We start from the raw sequence: 17,485 nt of genomic DNA on the forward strand, positions 1-17,485 counted from the left end.
AACCGTAATGGTTGAGGGCTTTTTGCATGCCATTGGACTGAAGATTTGCCATGATGCCCAATGATCGGAGGATTTGGTGCATAGGAACGAAGTATGCTTGTCATAATAACCTTAGCGATTCTGTTAATCCCACAAGAGAAAGGTAGAGCACAGTCGATGCGAAAAATGAACATATGGCTTTTCACTGCTATTTTGCTGATATCCGCATTGGGAATTCGATATTTACTTCCTGGGAATACAGCAAGCGAAAGTCCAAACCAGAGCAGCCCGCAGGTTGAAGAGAAGTCCTTACCCACCTTTAGCACCAATGCTGTGAAATACGGAAGTTATGGTCAGGATGTATACGAGCTTCAAGGCCGGCTGAAGTATTTGGGATTTTACAATGGTAAAATTGACAGTAATTTTGGCAGCACCACATTGAAATCGGTAAAATGGTTTCAGTCGGAATTCGGTATGAAGGTAGATGGCGTGGTTGGGGCCAAAACCAAGCTGAAACTTTACAATGCTTCAAAACAATGGTCACCAACAGAAACACCGATGCACAAGGATCAAAATTCAGGTAATAGTGGCAACAATAACAATGCTGCGGATAAAGAGCAGGACAATATGGGGTCTGCCAATTCCATGGGGTTGTCGGAGAACGAAATCAAAATTATGGCTAACGCCGTATATGGTGAATCTCGCGGAGAGCCGTTTGAAGGTCAAGTGGCTGTAGCGGCGGTTATCCTGAATCGTGTTAAATCACCTAGTTTCCCGAACACACCGTCAGGTGTAATTTTCCAGCCGGGTGCATTTACAGCCGTTGCGGATGGCCAGATTTATTTGGAACCGAATGCACAAGCTAAAAAAGCAGTTGAACAGGCGATAAATGGTTGGGACCCATCCGGTGGATGCCTCTATTATTTTAATCCGAAGACAGCAACATCCAAATGGATCTGGACACGTCCTCAGGTAAAAACAATCGGGCAGCATATATTCTGTATGTGATGATCTTAGAAGCAACCAGAAGGCGTGACTTCGGTTGCTTCTTGCCTTTTGAATGGGTTAAAATGGTTGTTACGCTTAAGCTTCACATATTGCATGACAAATGACGCCGTAAAGGGGTTTTGACATTTGAATACATCAGGATTTGAACGAGGAAACCGGAAAGAATTCCGCATACATGTTCTTCCTACGAAACGTTTTAAGACATTTGCGATCTCACTTTACGCAGGGGTTCCCCTGCAGGAAAATACGGTAACCAAAGTAGCACTAACACCTTTCGTGCTCCGGCGCGGAACTGAATCGTATCCGGAAACAACGCAATTTCGTGAACAGTTGGAACATTTGTATGGAGCGGGTTTTGGCTTTGATGTCTATAAACGTGGAGATTACCAGATCGTTCAGTTCCGTATGGATACCATTAACGATTCCTTTGTTGGCGGGGACGAGCAGTTGTTGGATCGTTCTTTTGCTTTTCTGGGAGAGGTGCTCACACGCCCCGCACAGGAGGATGGACATTTCCGAACCTCTTATGTTCAAGCTGAGCGGGAGACTGTTCGCAAAATGCTGGAATCCATCGTCAATGACAAAATGCGCTATGCTGCAGAACGCAGTATTGAGGAGATGTGTAAAAACGAACCTTACCGCTTGCACCCGCTTGGTGAGCGTAAGGATTTGCCCGGCATTGATCCAGATACTTTGACGGCTTCGTATCAGGAATGGTTGCAGCAGGCAAGTATGGACTTGTATGTGGTGGGCGATACAACGCTGGAAGAGGTAGAGAACCTGGTGCAGCGTTATTTCAATGTTGACCGTGTGACCTCTTCCGACTATCACACACAGGAAGCTATTCGTGGTGATAAAGAAGTTCAAACCGTTGTAGAACGGCTTAATGTTAATCAGGGTAAGCTCAACATGGGGCTTCGCACTTCGATTACTTATGGTGACCCTCATTATGCAGCAGCTTTGATGTATAACGGTATTCTCGGAGGATATCCTCATTCCAAGCTGTTTGTTAATGTTCGTGAAAAAGAAAGTCTGGCGTATTATGCCTCCTCTCGTTATGACGGACATAAGGGTATCGCAACGATTCAATCAGGGATTGAGATTCCCAATTACGAAAAAGCCGTCAAGATTATCATGCAGCAGCTGGATGAAATGAAGAATGGAAATATCACTGACCTGGAGATGTCTCAGACCAAGGCGATGATTCGTAATCTGCTCAAAGAAATGCAGGATTCAGCATTTGAGCTGATTGCTTATGATTTTAATCGACAGTTGTCTGGCAAAGAGCGCACAGCCGAGGAACTGCTGGCCCAGGTAGAACAGATCAGCAAAGAAAATGTCCGTGAGGCGGCAGAGAAATTCCGTCTGGATACGATTTATTTCTTGCGTGATGAGAAGGGGGAATAATCGGTGGAGAGCATAACATACGATCGTTTGCAGGAAACGCTGTATTATGAAGTGATGGATAACGGGCTGCAGGTCTACATTTTGCCTAAACCGGGATTCCAGAAAACATATGCGACGTTTGCAACCAAATATGGTTCGGTCGACAATCATTTTCGGGTTGAAGGACAAGAGGAAGTGAAAGTTCCCGACGGAATTGCGCATTTTCTAGAACACAAAATGTTTGAAGAACCTACAGGCGATATTTTTGCCACATTTGCTTCTCATGGAGCTTCAGCCAATGCTTTCACCAGTTTTGACCAGACGGTTTATCTGTTTTCAGCGACGGAATACGTTAATGAAAATATACAAACATTAGTTGATTTTGTGCAAAATCCTTACTTCACTGATCAGAATGTGGAGAAGGAAAAAGGGATCATTGCTCAGGAAATTAACATGTATGCGGATAATCCGGATTGGCGCGTTTATTTTGGCTTGATCGAGGCAATGTATCAGAAGCATCCCGTGCATATTGATATTGCCGGAACCGTTGAATCCATAGGTACGATAACGAAAGAAACGTTGTACACATGCTACAATTCTTTTTATCATCCAAGCAACATGCTTTTATTTGTCGTGGGAGGAGTAGACCCACAAGAAGTGATCGATATGGTACGTTCGAACCAGTCGAAGAAAGATTACAAGTCTCAAGGACAAATCGAACGAATATTTGAACCGGAACCTAAGCAAGTGGGTGAAGCCAGACGTGAATCCAAACTGGCCGTATCTCTGCCCAAATGTTTGTTTGGTTTTAAGGAGACGGATGTGGGACTTACTGGAGAAGACCTGTTGCGCCGGGATATGACAACCAAACTAATGATGGATCTGTTATTTGGCTCCAGTACTCCACTATTTCAAAAATTGTATGATGAAGACCTGATTTCAGACAGTTTTGGACATGAATATAACAGTTCGCCGCAATATGCTTTTTCTGCTATTGGCGGGGACACCAAAGATCCAGATCTACTGCTTGCCCGTATCCGTGAAGAAGTTGATGCTATTGTGGAAAAAGGATTTGATGCAACCGACTTTGAGCGCGCACGCAAGAAGAAAATAGGTGGATATTTGCGCATGCTCAATTCACCTGAAAATATTGCAAATGAATTCACGCGACAGCAATTCCGTGGTGGTGATTTTTTCAACATGCTCCCGTTGTATGAATCGCTTACCTTGGAAGAAGTAAATCGCAGATTGAAAGAGCATATTCGTTGGGATCAACTGGCGATATCACTTGTTGTGAGTCCTTAATATGGAGAGGGGAACAGGACAATTGAAGCCGATTGGAGAAATGACGGTACTTGTAACGGGCGCAAGCGGAGGCATTGGAGCGGCCATCGCAGAGCGTTTTGCCAAGGTTGGCATGAATGTAGTCATTCACTACATGAAATCGCATGAAGCAGCTAATGAAGCGGCGAGAAGATGCATGGAACAAGGCAGTGGTAGAGTCATGACGGTGTCTGCTGACCTTCGCAGTCGGGAGCAAATTGCTCGTATGCGTGAGAAGCTGGAATTACATGGGCTGATGCCGGACATTCTGGTAAATAATGCAGGGATATCACATTACGGAATGTTATCCGATGTAACGGAAGAAATCTGGGATGAAGTGATGGCGATCAATCTGAAAGGCACGTTCTTGTGTACGCAGGAATTGATGCCTCACATGATCTCACAAAGATATGGCCGAATCATTAACGTGTCATCGATCTGGGGATTGTCGGGTGCCTCTTGTGAAGTGTTGTATTCTACAACCAAAGGTGGTGTAAATGCATTCACCAAAGCTCTCGCCAAGGAGCTGGCTCCATCTGGCGTAACAGTGAATGCTGTAGCTCCGGGTGCAGTTCAGACATCCATGCTGAACCATCTGGATCAGGATGAACTCAAAATGCTGGAAGAGGAAATTCCGGCAGGCAGACTTGCACAGCCAGATGAAATCTCATCATTGGTTTACTTCCTGGCACTTCCCGAATCTGGCTACATTAACGGGCAGATCATAAGTCCAAATGGTGGCTGGCTCACCTAACGTATTGGGGTGCGGATTCAAATTTGAATTAACTTCGTGTAGCGTCTTGATGGAAATTAATGATTCGATGATGATTTTCGATTAATTCAAAATGCTTGTATATAAAATGCCTGGGAAGCACATATTACAACTGTTGATTTTAAATCTCATGCGTCAAGCAAAGGAGGATTTATCATGTCAACAGAAAAAACGGTGCTCACGAGTTTCGACACTTGGAAGAAGTTTTTGGGTGACCGCGTACAGCAAGCAGAGAAGATGGGAATGAACGAAGAAACCATCAACAAACTTGCGTATGAAATCGGTGACTTCCTGGAAGAGAAAGTAGATCCGGCGAACCCTTCCAACCGGGCATTGAAAGAACTATGGGAAGTCGGCGACGAGAATGAACGTCGCACGATTGCGTGCCTGATGGTCAAATTGGCCAAACAAAACGCATAAGATTACAGATGGAAAGCTCCCGCAAGGGGGCTTTTCTCTAATGATTACACATTGATTACAGACCTGTTCTTGTAATTCATTTTCATTTTATATATCATTAACGTGACCCATTTTTAGAAGATATCTCAGATTGCTGTCCAATGGACACGTTCTGTTACTGTCGAATAATGTGGAATAATGCTTTACGGGGTGTTTAAATGGAATCTAAACAATGGTACATGGAGTATAAAATACATAAGAACAGACCTGGTCTATTAGGCGATATTGCCTCTATGCTGGGGATGCTTGAAGTGAATATATTGACCATTAACGGTGTTGAAGGCAAAACCCGGGGCATGCTGCTGGAGTCGGACGATGACGAGAAGATTCGTCTGCTGGGTGAAATGCTGGGCAAAGTCAACAGCATAACTGTGTCTGCGTTACGTCAACCGAAACTGGTAGACATTCTGGCTGTGCGTCATGGTCGGTATATTGATCGTGATTCGGATGATCGCAAGACATTTCGTTTTACAAGAGATGAACTTGGGTTACTTGTGGACTTTTTGGGTGAAGTATTTAAGAGGGAAGGCAATCAGGTTATCGGATTGCGGGGAATGCCGCGTGTAGGCAAAACGGAGTCGATTATTGCGGGCAGCGTATGTGCGATGAAACGCTGGACGTTTGTTTCCTCCACACTTCTTCGTCAGACCATCCGGAGCCAGATGTCCGAGGACGAATTGAATCCAAACAATGTGTTTATCATTGACGGCATTGTCAGCACCATCCGTTCAAGTGAACGGCACTATAATCTGTTGCAGGATATTATGACGATGCCCAGCACCAAAGTCATTGAACATCCGGACATTTTTGTTCAGGAATCCGAATATGATTTCAACGATTTTGACATTATTATTGAACTTCGAAACAATCCGAATGAAGAAATTATTTATGATACGTTTACGGGTAGCTACACCGACGAACTGTAACGCTCCCTACGGAATCATGAAATAGATAAGCAACAACTTAAGAGATAAACATAAGGAGGAGATGGCATGTCTGAACTGGGTCAGCAGTTAAGGGAGGCCCGGCTGCAAAAAGGGATGAGTCTTGACGATGTACAGGAAATGACTAAAATTCGCAAGAGGTATCTGGAGGCGATAGAGGCAGGAGACTACAAAGTGCTGCCTGGAAGCTTCTACGTGCGTGCATTTATCAAAACCTATGCGGAAACGGTGGGACTGAATCCTGATGAGCTGTTGGAGGGACATAAGAAAGATGTACCTGCAGAAGAAACGGAAGCAACAATGGAGCCGGTTATTCAAAAGCGTTCAAGTCGTCCGGTAGAGCGCAGCAACCGCTGGATGTCTGTTGCACTGATGTGGACTTTTCCGGTGTTGATTCTTGTGCTGTTATATGTGTATGTGGTGATGAACAAGGATGATTCGGATACACAAGGGCTGGATCAGACGAAGATCACAGACAGTCAACAGCAACCGCAAGATGAGCCGGATAAGCCGGTAGATAATGGCCAAGCTACTAAACCTCCAGCTAATGAATCAGGTAGTGGAGAAACGAATGAAGGCGAGGCAGGCGGTAACGGTGGCGGAACGACAGAGGGGCAGACGGACGGACAAACGACAGGGGAAAATGAAGAGAACCCAACAGATAATATTCCGCCGGCTTCTGTAACCGTTGCTGAAGACGGAAAATCAGGCAATATTACGAACTTTAAGGTTAACGGCAGCGCAGGGCAGCCTGTAACGGTTACGATTAAAGCAACGGGCCATAGTTGGCTGGAAGTATACAAGGGCGAGAACTCTAGTGGAGAGAAGTTGGAGTACGGCAACACCGCAGAGGGAGACAGCTATACTTTTGAATTGGACAGTTCAGGAATGTACATTAAGTCCGGTTACGCTGCGGCGACCACAATTGAGGTTGCAGGGCAGGTTGTGACAGACGGCAAAGCGACCAACCGCATTCGGTTAAGACTTGGTCAGGATACATCCTCGACAGGTTCTGAAGGCACTTCGACGAATGAAACAGGAAGCACGACCGAAGGAACCACAGGCACAAGCGGTGAATAACCAAAGTTTCTGCGGGAGAGACTAACCTTGTCTTAACTTGCAGTTAACTTTTGGTGAAGTGAGGTGGATGGCTGTGACAGTCAGCTGGATCGTAACAGGTTTGGGGATTATTGTCAGCCTCCTGGGTTATTACTTGACTCCAACTGCCTGGGGTTACGGGATTTTGGGCTTTGGACTTGCGCATGTGCTTCTGGGAGTGCTCGACATGTTCAGACAGCCTAATCGCAGCCGTTATTAGAATGGCAGCCGCAAGGCATGCATTTTTGGCAACCATTTCAAATGGCAGCCAAAAATGCTTTTTTATTTTGAAAAACCTCATAAAATTAGACTTTTGCTTGGCGTATCCTCTATAATGTTACAGAACATATGATTACTGAAAGGGTGACTGGTTTGAGTTCAGAAAATTCATTTGATATCGTGTCCAAAATGGACTTGCAAGAATTGACAAATGCCGTTACACAAACGGAAAAGGAAATTGGCACGCGTTATGACTTCAAGGGCAGCAAGAGCAGTCTGAAACTGGATAAGGATGCGTTAACGATCGTATCTGATGATGAGACCAAACTCAAGGCTGTCATTGATGTGCTGCAATCCAAAATGGCTAAGCGTGGGTTACCTTTAAAAAACATTGATTATGCAAAAGTAGAGCCGGCTTCTTCAGGTACAGTCCGTCAACGCTTGAATTTCAAGCAGGGGATTGATCAGGATGTCGCTAAAAAAATCAATATTCTGATTCGTGACTCCAAAATGAAAGTGAAAAGTCAGATTCAGGGAGATCAACTCCGGGTAACAGGTAAGAGCAAGAATGATTTGCAAGCCGTTATGCAGTTGTTGAATGGCGCCAATTTACCTCTGGATCTGCAATATACAAATTTTAAGTAATATTTCCTCATTGTAGCTGGATATGTTTTTTGACACTGCAATTGGCGTATATTATACTAAGTGTGCATTGCTGGCAGATAAGCATCAAAGCCCAGTCATCATCGTTTGCTGACTTTGTGAAAAGCAGTACATCTTCTGGAAGTCGCCGGAACGTTTAAAACGGGTTTTGCGTTTGAACGGTTGACTTTATTTTTTGCGTTTTTTACATAGTGAGAGCACTTTAGTGCTGATTTGACAGTGAAACCTGAAAATTTCATGTTCCGGATGATGAATACGGGATTAGGATGAATGTTTGGAGTAATGGAGGATAAGAGGGAGGGCGTCTTGTGAATTTACCCAACCGGATTACGCTTGCACGAATTTGCTTAATCCCTTTTTTGATGGTATTCCTGCTCGTGGATTTTCCGTTTTATCCAGAACCATTGCAATTGGGAAGCTTATTGCTTCCGTATAATCAGTTGATTGCTGCAGTCATTTTTATTATTGCAGCAAGCACCGATGGAATTGATGGCTATCTGGCGCGGAAAAATAATATGGTTACCAACCTGGGCAAATTGCTTGATCCACTGGCTGACAAGTTATTGGTTACTGCGGTGCTGATTTCGCTTGTGGAGATGGGCAAGTTGGATTCCTGGATTGCTGTGGTCATCATTAGTCGTGAGTTTGCGGTTACCGGCTTGCGTCAGATTGCATTATTGGATGGTTCGGTTGTTGCGGCAAGTGCCTGGGGCAAATTGAAGACCGTCGTGCAAATTGTGGCGATTGTGCTGCTGCTGTTGAATAATTTTCCGTTCTCGTTCACGGGTATTCATATGGATATTATTGCCGTTTGGGCCGCAGCGATTATTACGATTTGGTCAGGCATTGATTACTTTATCAAAAACAAAAATTTGCTTCAATTATCAAAAGCATAACGGTTTGAGGATAAATGGGTAGCAGGAAGAAATCATTTGTACAAAGGGCAATAGGAAATCATCCTATTGCCCTTTGATCACTCATCACGTTTACAGGAGGATGCTGAATGAAGGCAGAAATCATCGCAGTTGGCACAGAATTGTTGCTTGGACAAATTGTGAATACCAATGCTCGATATCTATCCCGTGAATTGGCTGCAATCGGGATTGATGTGTATTTCCAAACGGTGGTTGGTGATAATCTAAATCGACTTTGTGACGCCATTCGTATCGCTCAGGGTCGTGCAGACGTCATTTTATTTTCCGGGGGCATCGGGCCTACACAGGATGACCTGACCAAGGATGCGATTGCGGCAGTCTTGAATCGCAAGCTGCATATAGATCGGATGGCTATGGACAAAATTGAGAGCTTCTTCCGGAATCGCAATGTGGACATGACTGAAAACAATCGTCGTCAGGCGATTGTTATAGAGGGCGGGACACCGCTGGCAAACGAAACAGGCCTTGCCGCAGGGAATGCGATTTCCGACAATGGCAAGCATTATGTCGTTATGCCTGGACCACCGAAAGAGCTGATACCTATGTTTGAACAGGAAGTTAAGCCATGGTTGTTCCAGCATGTGCTGACAGAAGAAATGCCGATTTACTCCAAAATGCTGAAGTTTGCAGGTATTGGCGAATCGGCATTGGAAGACCGGCTCCTGGATCTAATTGATACACAGACAGATCCTACCATTGCTCCTTATGCAAGTGAGGGAGAAGTTACAGTACGCATATCCACCAAGGCTCCAAGTGAGAGTGAAGCGATGCTGAAGCTGGATGCAATGGAAGTTCAGATTCGGGAACGCTTGCCGGAGCATCTCTACGCGAACGAGGATGTGCCTATAGAGTACACAATTGTAACCATGATGTCTGATATGGGTCTGACCCTTAGTGCGGCTGAGAGCTGCACGGGAGGGCTCGTCATGCAGAGTCTGACATCAGTCCCTGGCAGTGCGTCGATGCTTAAGGGCGGAATTGTATGTTACTCCAATGAAATCAAGGAAAAACTGCTTCATGTGCCACATGCCTATCTCGAAGGTGAAGATGCACCGGGCGCGGTCAGTCCGGAAGTGGCCAAAGTGCTGGCAGAGCAGATTCGCATGATTGGGGATGCGGACTTCGGTCTGTCGGTTACAGGTGTGGCCGGCCCCGGTTATTCCGAACGCAAACCGCCAGGACTTGTTTTCATTGGTCTGGCTCAACGTGGTCAAGAAACGGAAATTCATGAACTGCGCATTAATGGCAACCGGGAAACAGTTCGGATTCGTTCAGCAAAAGCGATTCTTTATCGTTTGTGGCGCAAACTTGTGGAAATGGACTAATTCATAGTCCGGATTGCATTTGTATAGGCAAACAAGTATAATAAAGGAAGACGGAAGAACCGCAGAATTAGGCGTAACAGCCTTGTTTACGGTTCTTTTTTCTGTTTAATGGAAGGTTTCCCAGAGGAAGAGGCGCCTCGGCCTTTATAAAAAAAACGAATGTATGTTCGAAAAAAAGCTTGGCAAACGTGTTAAAACAAGGTATCATTATCTTATAAACAGTAAAGGGTGTGAGCTTATTGTCAGACCGTCGTGCCGCGCTTGATATGGCGCTCCGTCAAATAGAGAAGCAATTTGGTAAAGGATCCATCATGAAACTGGGTGAGTCCACTCATATGAATGTGGAAATAATTCCCAGTGGTTCCTTAGCTTTGGATATTGCATTAGGAACAGGCGGCTTGCCCAAAGGCCGTATTGTTGAAATATATGGACCGGAATCTTCCGGTAAAACCACTGTAGCATTGCACGCGATTGCCGAGGTGCAACGTGTTGGTGGACAAGCAGCATTTATCGATGCTGAGCATGCGCTTGACCCTAATTACGCAAGCAAACTGGGTGTTAACATTGATGAGTTGCTTCTGTCCCAGCCAGATACGGGTGAGCAAGGGCTTGAAATCGCAGAAGCGCTTGTACGTAGTGGGGCTGTAGATATTGTCGTTATTGACTCGGTTGCCGCCTTGGTACCCAAAGCGGAAATTGAAGGTGAAATGGGCGATTCCCATGTCGGTTTGCAAGCCCGTCTGATGTCTCAGGCGTTGCGTAAACTGTCTGGTGCAATCAGCAAATCCAAAACCATCGCAATCTTTATCAACCAGCTTCGTGAAAAAGTCGGTGTTATGTTTGGTAACCCGGAGACAACACCTGGTGGTCGTGCCCTGAAATTCTACTCTACAGTACGTCTGGATGTACGTCGTATTGAGAGTATTAAATCAGGCAATGACATCATCGGTAACCGTACTCGTATCAAAGTTGTAAAAAATAAAGTGGCGCCACCGTTTAAACAAGCCGAAGTGGATATTATGTACGGTGAAGGTATTTCAAGAGAAGGCAGTATCATTGATATTGGTACAGAGCTGGATATCGTGAACAAAAGCGGTGCATGGTACTCTTACGAGGGTGAGCGTTTAGGTCAAGGACGTGAGAACGCGAAGCAGTTCATGAAAGAGCATGCAGAGATTGCTCAAGTAATTGAACAAAAAATTCGTGAAGCCAGCAATCTAACTACTGCAGTTCCTGTACCTACAACGGAAGATCAGCAAAAAGAAGCAGCTGAAGAACAAGAATTGTTTGAAATTAACGAGTAATTCTCCAGACTCCCGGAATGATCTGATTGAGCTTAGCTCAACCTTTAGCTAAGGGGGAAGGTGTTCTCATGCTGTCCAACAGCCTCTGTCCCAGTGGACAGAGGCTGTTGGCACGCTTACTGATAAGGATGAGGCCGGGTTAGGATCCCGGCCTTTTGTATTTGTACGCTATCTTCGTAGAAGATATGTTTAGCATATTTGGAGAAACAAACGTGAAGGGGAGACCAAGATGGATCAACATGAAGATTTAAATGAAGAAGCCAAGCTGGAGGGTATTTCCCAATTCCCGGATAACGAAGAACTTACCATTACACGAGTTGAACGAACGAAGAGTAGAGAGGCTCGTTATCGAATTACCTTTGGTTTATATTCAATTACGGTGCTTGAAGATGTAATGATTAAATATCGGATGACCCGAGGGAATACCTTTATGAAAAAAGACTTGGAAGAGATTATCATAGCTGACGAGCGACAGCGGACGTATGTGCAGTCTTTGCGATATCTCGAACATAAACCCCGTACACGCCACGAATTAAGTCAGAAGCTTCGTCAGAAGGAGTTTGCTGCACCGTTAATTGAAGAGGCTCTGGATCGGCTTGAGCGGGAGAATTTGGTCGATGATGAACTGTTTGCGAAGGAATGGACACGCCAGCGTATGGAGGGCCAGCGGAAGGGAAAACTGTGGATAAGGCAAGAGCTTCGTCAGAAGGGCATTGCCAATGAACTGATTGCCCAAGCACTGGAAGGTGTAAGTACAGATACGGAATTTGAAACAGCTCTAACCGCAGGACGCAAAAAATGGAATCAGGTCAAAGGAGACATCCAGGAGAAGAAACGTAAAACGCTTCCCTTCTTGATGAGACGAGGTTTTTCCATGGATATGGTACGTCGAGTCGTAAATTGTTTAATTGAAGAAGACGAGGAACAAGACCACGAAGATGGCGAAGCGTTGTTATGGGATTAGCAGACTGGACTCACAATACCGCATTCTCTTGACAATTTCTTTCGTCAAATACTAAAATGGACATGAGTCTGTAAGAAATGGACAACCCTTTTTCCTTCCAAAAAAGCGGTTTCTGTTTTTGAAGATTTATACCATTCATGATTATGGGTTCGTCGGAGACGGCGGATAGTGCGTGGAGACATGTACACTTGAAATGAAAATCGGCGGGGGATCGCCGTAAGTATTCGTTATTCCCAAAAATATGTAAGGTTTGAAAACTGCAAATTGACCCAAGGAATGCCTTGGAGGAACCAACGAGGAGGTGAACAGTATGCCAACTACTGCAATCATGATCGTTCTCGTTGTTGCCGCGCTATTCATTGGGTTCGGAGTAGGATATTTTATTCGCAAATCTCTTGCAGAAGCTAAGATCTCCAGTGCGGAAGAAGCTGCCGTACAAATCGTGGAGAACGCGAAGAAAGAGGCAGAAGCACTGAAGAAAGAAACGGTGCTGGAAGCGAAGGATGAAATTCATCGCATTCGCGCCGAAGCTGAAAAAGACACTCGTGAACGTCGGAACGAAATTCAACGACAAGAAAGACGATTGTTGCAAAAAGAAGAGTCGCTGGATAAAAAATTGGAATCACTCGAACGCAAAGAAGAGCAAGTGGCTAACAAAGAGAAACGAATTGATGAGACACAGCAGCAAATCGAGATGATCTACAAAAACCAGGTGACGGAGCTGGAGCGCATATCCAACCTCACCATGGAAGACGCACGCAGTATCATACTGTCCAACGTAGAACAGGAAGTTCGTCATGAGACGGCTCAAATGATCAAGGACATTGAACAGCAAGCGAAGGAAGAGGCGGACAAAAAGTCCCGCGAGATTATTACACTCGCTATCCAACGCTGTGCGGCTGATCACGTGGCGGAGACAACGGTATCCGTTGTTACTTTGCCAAATGAAGAAATGAAAGGCCGGATTATCGGTCGTGAAGGACGTAACATCCGTGCGCTTGAAACCCTTACCGGGATTGACCTCATTATCGATGATACGCCAGAAGCTGTTATTCTGTCGGGCTTTGACCCGATTCGCCGTGAAATCGCCCGTACTGCCCTCGAAAAACTGGTGGCTGATGGACGTATTCACCCGGCACGGATTGAAGAGATGGTGGAGAAATCCCGCAAAGAAGTGGATGAGCGTATCCGTGAATACGGTGAGCAAGCTACCTTTGAAGTGGGCGTGCATGGTCTGCATCCGGACTTGATTAAAATTCTGGGCCGGTTGAAGTTCCGTACAAGCTATGGTCAAAACGTCTTGAAACATTCGATGGAAGTCGCTTATCTGGCTGGATTGATGGCTGGCGAACTCGGAGAAGACGTAACCCTGGCAAGACGTGCAGGTCTATTGCATGACATTGGTAAAGCGCTGGATCACGAAGTGGAAGGATCACACGTCGAAATCGGCGTGGAACTAGCGAAGAAATACAAAGAACATCCGGTTGTAATCAACAGTATCGCGTCCCATCACGGGGATTGCGAAGCGACTTCGGTTATTGCCATGTTGGTTGGCGCAGCAGATGCGCTCTCCGCAGCAAGACCAGGCGCACGCCGCGAAACGCTGGAAACGTATATCAAGCGACTGGAGAAGCTGGAAGAGATTTCGGAATCGTTCGAAGGTGTCGAGAAATCGTACGCTATTCAGGCCGGACGCGAAGTTCGTGTTATGGTACAGCCTGAAAAAATCGACGATGCTGAAGCCTTCCGCCTCGCGCGTGACATCACGAAGATGATCGAGAATGAACTCGATTATCCAGGTCACATCAAAGTCACCGTCATCCGGGAAACCCGTGCGGTTGAATACGCAAAATAGAGCATTACGGAAAAGTGGCCGCAGTAGTGGGCCACTTTTCCTGTTGATAGCCTGTTAAAAGGCATTTTCATAATAAAATGATGAGCAAGAGATAGAGGTCCTGCGAAGTTTCGGATGTTTTGAAGAAAGCTGCGGCTTGGTAGGGATTAAGGAGGCAGTAACATGAAAGTTTTGTTTATTGGTGATATTGTGGGGAACGTGGGGCGTAAGGCATTGAAGGAAAACCTGCCCTATCTCAAAACGAAGTATAAGCCACATGTGGTCATTGTAAATGGTGAAAATGCAGCGGCAGGTCGAGGTATTACCGGCGCAATTGCGAATGAATTTTTCAACTGGGGTGTGCATGGCATCACCCTTGGTAACCATACCTGGGACAATAAGGACATATTTGATTTTATAGATGATGAGCCGCGTATGATTCGCCCTGCGAATTTCCCGCCGGGAACACCAGGCCGGGGGTATACAGTAGTTAAAGGAGAAGGCAAGGAGCTGGCGATTGTCAACTTACAAGGGCGGACGTTCCTGCCTGCTCTGGATTGTCCATTCCGTGTTGCCGATGAAATTGTGGATGAGCTGCGTCAAGATCATAAATGTATTCTGGTCGATATGCATGCTGAAGCAACATCAGAGAAGATTGCCATGGGCTGGCATTTAGATGGACGTGCTTCGCTGGTCGTAGGCACACATACACATGTGCAGAGCAATGATGATCGCATTTTGCCAGGAGGAACAGCGTATTTAACCGATGCGGGCATGGTAGGGCCGCGTGACGGCATATTGGGCATGGAGCGTGAAGCGGTGCTTCGCAAGTTCTATACCCAGCTTCCGGTACGATTTGTTGTTGATGATGGCAAATGGCATTTCCACGGTGTATTTGTGGAGATTGATGAAGCTACAGGTGCTGCAACGCGCATTGAGAAAATTCGTCTGATGGAGGACGAGTGGCGCATGGAATAGGGGTATTGTCCCATTTTGCAGGGAAACCCATCTAAAAAGAAGGAATTTTTTTGCCTCCCGCGAATAACATCTAGTAAGTGGAAACAAACATTCAACATTCCCAGGGAGGTACTTACCATGGAAGTATTAAAAGTTTCAGCAAAGTCCAATCCCAATTCCGTAGCCGGCGCTCTTGCAGGTGTTCTTCGTGAACGTGGAAATGCTGAACTGCAGGCAATTGGAGCGGGAGCACTGAACCAAGCCATTAAAGCGGTAGCGATAGCCCGGGGATTTGTAGCACCAAGCGGAGTTGACTTGATTTGTATTCCAGCTTTTACAGACATTGTGATTGACGGCGAGGACCGAACGGCCATTAAGCTGATTGTGGAGCCCAGATAATACATGCATTTATGCATTGAACCTGTTTACGAAGTAGACAGGTTTTTTTGCGTTTTTTTCCATAACATAACCGGTAAAAGGAGAGATTGCGATGCACAACTGGCGAGTAGCCGATTTTCATTGTGATGCTTTGAGTAAAATGCTTATGGATCCTAGCCTTTCATTTGAAAATGCTTCACAGCTGGATGTGAATCTGAGACGCATGAAAGAAGGTAACATCGGTTTACAGGCCTTTGCTATCTATTTGCCCGAAGTGCTTGGCAGAGGAAAGTTTGAACATGTGATGGGGCAGTTGGACATCTACCGCAAGCGTGTGGAGATAACCAAAAAACAATCTGAAGGTACACATACATTGTTATGGCGGGAACAGCTTACGCAGATCGGGCAGACGGACAGACCATGGGGACTGCTTACTCTTGAAGGTGTCGATGGACTGGAAGGCAACCTCTTTTATCTGGAGTTATGTTATCAAATGGGAGTGCGGATCGTTGGGCTTACATGGAACTATGCGAATTGGGCAGCTGATGGTGTACTGGAGAAACGTGGGGCGGGCCTTACGGAGAAGGGCAGGGGGCTGGTTCACCTTTGTAACCAAATTGGCATGCTGCTGGATGTGTCACATCTGACCGAGAAAGGCTTCTGGGAACTTGCCGATCTTAGTGAACGGCCTTTTATCGCTTCGCATTCCAACAGTTACGCTATATGCCCGCATGTGCGTAATCTGAAGGATGATCAGATTCGGGCCATTATTGCCCGGGAAGGGCGCATTGGTCTGACGTTTGTACCCTGGTTCGTGAAACAGGAAGGTGAAGTACGTATTGAAGATCTGTTGCCTCATATTGAGCGGATATGTTCCCTGGGAGGGGAGCATCATCTGATGATGGGGTCTGATTTTGACGGCATTTCAACGTATATCCATGAACTTGAACATACCGGGCAATATCCGAAGCTGATCAACACGCTGCTCAAGCATTACGATGAATCACTGGTTCAGGGTTGGATGTGGGGCAATGCCATGAGCTATTTGGAAGAGAATTTGCCGGAGAAAAATGGGAAGACGGAACATTCGAAAGGATGAAGCTTTAGGTCTCTCGAAGCGTCTGTTGAAGAGTTTTCTGAAAAAAGGGGTAAAAGCGAAATCATCCATGTTCAAGATTTATTTACCAACTATAAAGGATTGATGATTGCAAAATAAGTGTATTTCATGAATTTTCAGCAGTTCGTTTTCATTTCACTTCAAAAAGGGGTATAATACCATAGGATTGTTAAGAGCCTGTCTACAGGCAGGCCATAGATAAACAAGGAGTGAAATTCACAATGAGCAAAACAGTACCTGTGGGCGTATCTGCCCGTCACATTCATGTATCTCAAGAGCACGTTGAAATTTTGTTTGGTAAAGGCTACGAATTGACTGAGTTTAAACCTCTGTCTCAACCAGGACAATATGCTGCTAATGAAACTGTAGCGGTTATTGGTTCGAAAGGACAGTTTGATAAAGTGCGTATTCTTGGACCTGTTCGTCCAGAAACACAACTGGAAATCTCGATGACAGACTCTTTCGCTATTGGTGTTAAGGCACCTGTACGTGAATCCGGTAGCATCGAAGGTACTCCAGGTATCACCATTAAAGGACCTGCTGGCGAAGTAACCATTGATAAAGGTGTTATCGTTGCTGCTCGTCACATCCACTTCCATACTTCGGATGCTGCCAAATGGGGTATTGAAGACAAACAAATGCTGAAAGTTCGCCTGGGTGGAGACCGAGGTCTGGTACTGGAAAATGTACTGGCTCGTGTGTCGGATTCCTTTGCACTGGACATGCATATTGATACAGATGAAGCTAATGCAGCCGGAGCTCGTACCGGCGATACTGCTGAAATTATCGACTAATCACATTGGAACAATCTTCAGCCGTG

Annotated in this window: 18 protein-coding genes; all 18 read left to right on the plus strand. The window is 45.6% G+C overall.

Annotated elements, in window-relative coordinates; genetic code table 11:
* Nucleotides 1-156: 156 nt before the first annotated feature.
* The 18 genes from sleB (at nt 157) to pduL (ending at nt 17,459) form a co-directional block, all read left to right on the plus strand.
* Nucleotides 157-987 (plus strand): spore cortex-lytic enzyme, encoded by an 831-nt coding sequence (gene sleB, locus MHB49_RS12645; protein ID WP_405156327.1) that lies wholly within the window; start codon nt 157-159, stop codon nt 985-987.
* Between the two features lie 126 nt (nt 988-1,113).
* Nucleotides 1,114-2,394, plus strand: a complete 1,281-nt coding sequence (gene yfmF / locus MHB49_RS12650; protein ID WP_405156328.1) for an EF-P 5-aminopentanol modification-associated protein YfmF — start codon at nt 1,114-1,116, stop codon at nt 2,392-2,394.
* Nucleotides 2,395-2,397: 3 nt separating this feature from the next.
* Nucleotides 2,398-3,678: an EF-P 5-aminopentanol modification-associated protein YfmH gene (yfmH, locus tag MHB49_RS12655; protein ID WP_405156329.1), complete on the plus strand. Its 1,281-nt coding sequence runs from the start codon at nt 2,398-2,400 to the stop codon at nt 3,676-3,678.
* A 1-nt stretch (nt 3,679) separates the two neighbouring features.
* Nucleotides 3,680-4,450 carry an elongation factor P 5-aminopentanone reductase gene (gene ymfI, locus MHB49_RS12660; protein WP_405156330.1) on the plus strand — a complete coding sequence of 257 codons (771 nt, stop codon included), beginning with the start codon at nt 3,680-3,682 and terminating at the stop codon, nt 4,448-4,450.
* A gap of 174 nt (nt 4,451-4,624) precedes the next feature.
* Entirely contained in the window at nt 4,625-4,888 is a 264-nt protein-coding gene (locus MHB49_RS12665; protein ID WP_247902206.1) for a DUF3243 domain-containing protein, read from the plus strand.
* A gap of 197 nt (nt 4,889-5,085) precedes the next feature.
* Entirely contained in the window at nt 5,086-5,853 is a 768-nt protein-coding gene (locus tag MHB49_RS12670) for a DUF3388 domain-containing protein (RefSeq protein WP_247902207.1), read from the plus strand.
* Nucleotides 5,854-5,919: 66 nt separating this feature from the next.
* Nucleotides 5,920-6,951, plus strand: coding sequence for a RodZ domain-containing protein (locus MHB49_RS12675; RefSeq protein WP_405156331.1), 1,032 nt, complete (start codon nt 5,920-5,922; stop codon nt 6,949-6,951).
* A 67-nt stretch (nt 6,952-7,018) separates the two neighbouring features.
* Complete coding sequence (locus tag MHB49_RS12680) at nt 7,019-7,189, plus strand: hypothetical protein (RefSeq protein ID WP_157258470.1); 171 nt, start codon at nt 7,019-7,021, stop codon at nt 7,187-7,189.
* Between the two features lie 152 nt (nt 7,190-7,341).
* A complete protein-coding gene (locus MHB49_RS12685) occupies nt 7,342-7,833 on the plus strand; it encodes a YajQ family cyclic di-GMP-binding protein (RefSeq protein WP_247902209.1) in 492 nt (163 codons plus the stop codon).
* A gap of 326 nt (nt 7,834-8,159) precedes the next feature.
* A complete protein-coding gene (gene pgsA / locus MHB49_RS12690; protein ID WP_405156332.1) occupies nt 8,160-8,747 on the plus strand; it encodes a CDP-diacylglycerol--glycerol-3-phosphate 3-phosphatidyltransferase in 588 nt (195 codons plus the stop codon).
* A 107-nt stretch (nt 8,748-8,854) separates the two neighbouring features.
* Nucleotides 8,855-10,111 (plus strand): competence/damage-inducible protein A, encoded by a 1,257-nt coding sequence (locus MHB49_RS12695; protein ID WP_247902211.1) that lies wholly within the window; start codon nt 8,855-8,857, stop codon nt 10,109-10,111.
* 239 nt (nt 10,112-10,350) lie between these two features.
* Nucleotides 10,351-11,415, plus strand: coding sequence for a recombinase RecA (gene recA, locus MHB49_RS12700; protein WP_282189462.1), 1,065 nt, complete (start codon nt 10,351-10,353; stop codon nt 11,413-11,415).
* Between the two features lie 229 nt (nt 11,416-11,644).
* Nucleotides 11,645-12,379 (plus strand): regulatory protein RecX, encoded by a 735-nt coding sequence (locus tag MHB49_RS12705; RefSeq protein WP_405156333.1) that lies wholly within the window; start codon nt 11,645-11,647, stop codon nt 12,377-12,379.
* A 310-nt stretch (nt 12,380-12,689) separates the two neighbouring features.
* Nucleotides 12,690-14,234 carry a ribonuclease Y gene (gene rny, locus MHB49_RS12710; RefSeq protein ID WP_247902213.1) on the plus strand — a complete coding sequence of 515 codons (1,545 nt, stop codon included), beginning with the start codon at nt 12,690-12,692 and terminating at the stop codon, nt 14,232-14,234.
* 162 nt (nt 14,235-14,396) lie between these two features.
* Nucleotides 14,397-15,191: a TIGR00282 family metallophosphoesterase gene (locus MHB49_RS12715; protein WP_024630289.1), complete on the plus strand. Its 795-nt coding sequence runs from the start codon at nt 14,397-14,399 to the stop codon at nt 15,189-15,191.
* Nucleotides 15,192-15,308: 117 nt separating this feature from the next.
* Nucleotides 15,309-15,569 (plus strand): stage V sporulation protein S, encoded by a 261-nt coding sequence (locus tag MHB49_RS12720; RefSeq protein ID WP_019005392.1) that lies wholly within the window; start codon nt 15,309-15,311, stop codon nt 15,567-15,569.
* Nucleotides 15,570-15,660: 91 nt separating this feature from the next.
* Nucleotides 15,661-16,647, plus strand: coding sequence for a dipeptidase (locus MHB49_RS12725; protein ID WP_405156334.1), 987 nt, complete (start codon nt 15,661-15,663; stop codon nt 16,645-16,647).
* A gap of 239 nt (nt 16,648-16,886) precedes the next feature.
* Nucleotides 16,887-17,459 (plus strand): phosphate propanoyltransferase, encoded by a 573-nt coding sequence (gene pduL, locus MHB49_RS12730; RefSeq protein ID WP_247902215.1) that lies wholly within the window; start codon nt 16,887-16,889, stop codon nt 17,457-17,459.
* Nucleotides 17,460-17,485: the final 26 nt, after the last annotated feature.

The organism is Paenibacillus sp. FSL K6-0108, from assembly GCF_045040695.1.
Taxonomy (GTDB): Bacteria; Bacillota; Bacilli; order Paenibacillales; family Paenibacillaceae; genus Paenibacillus; species Paenibacillus pabuli_B.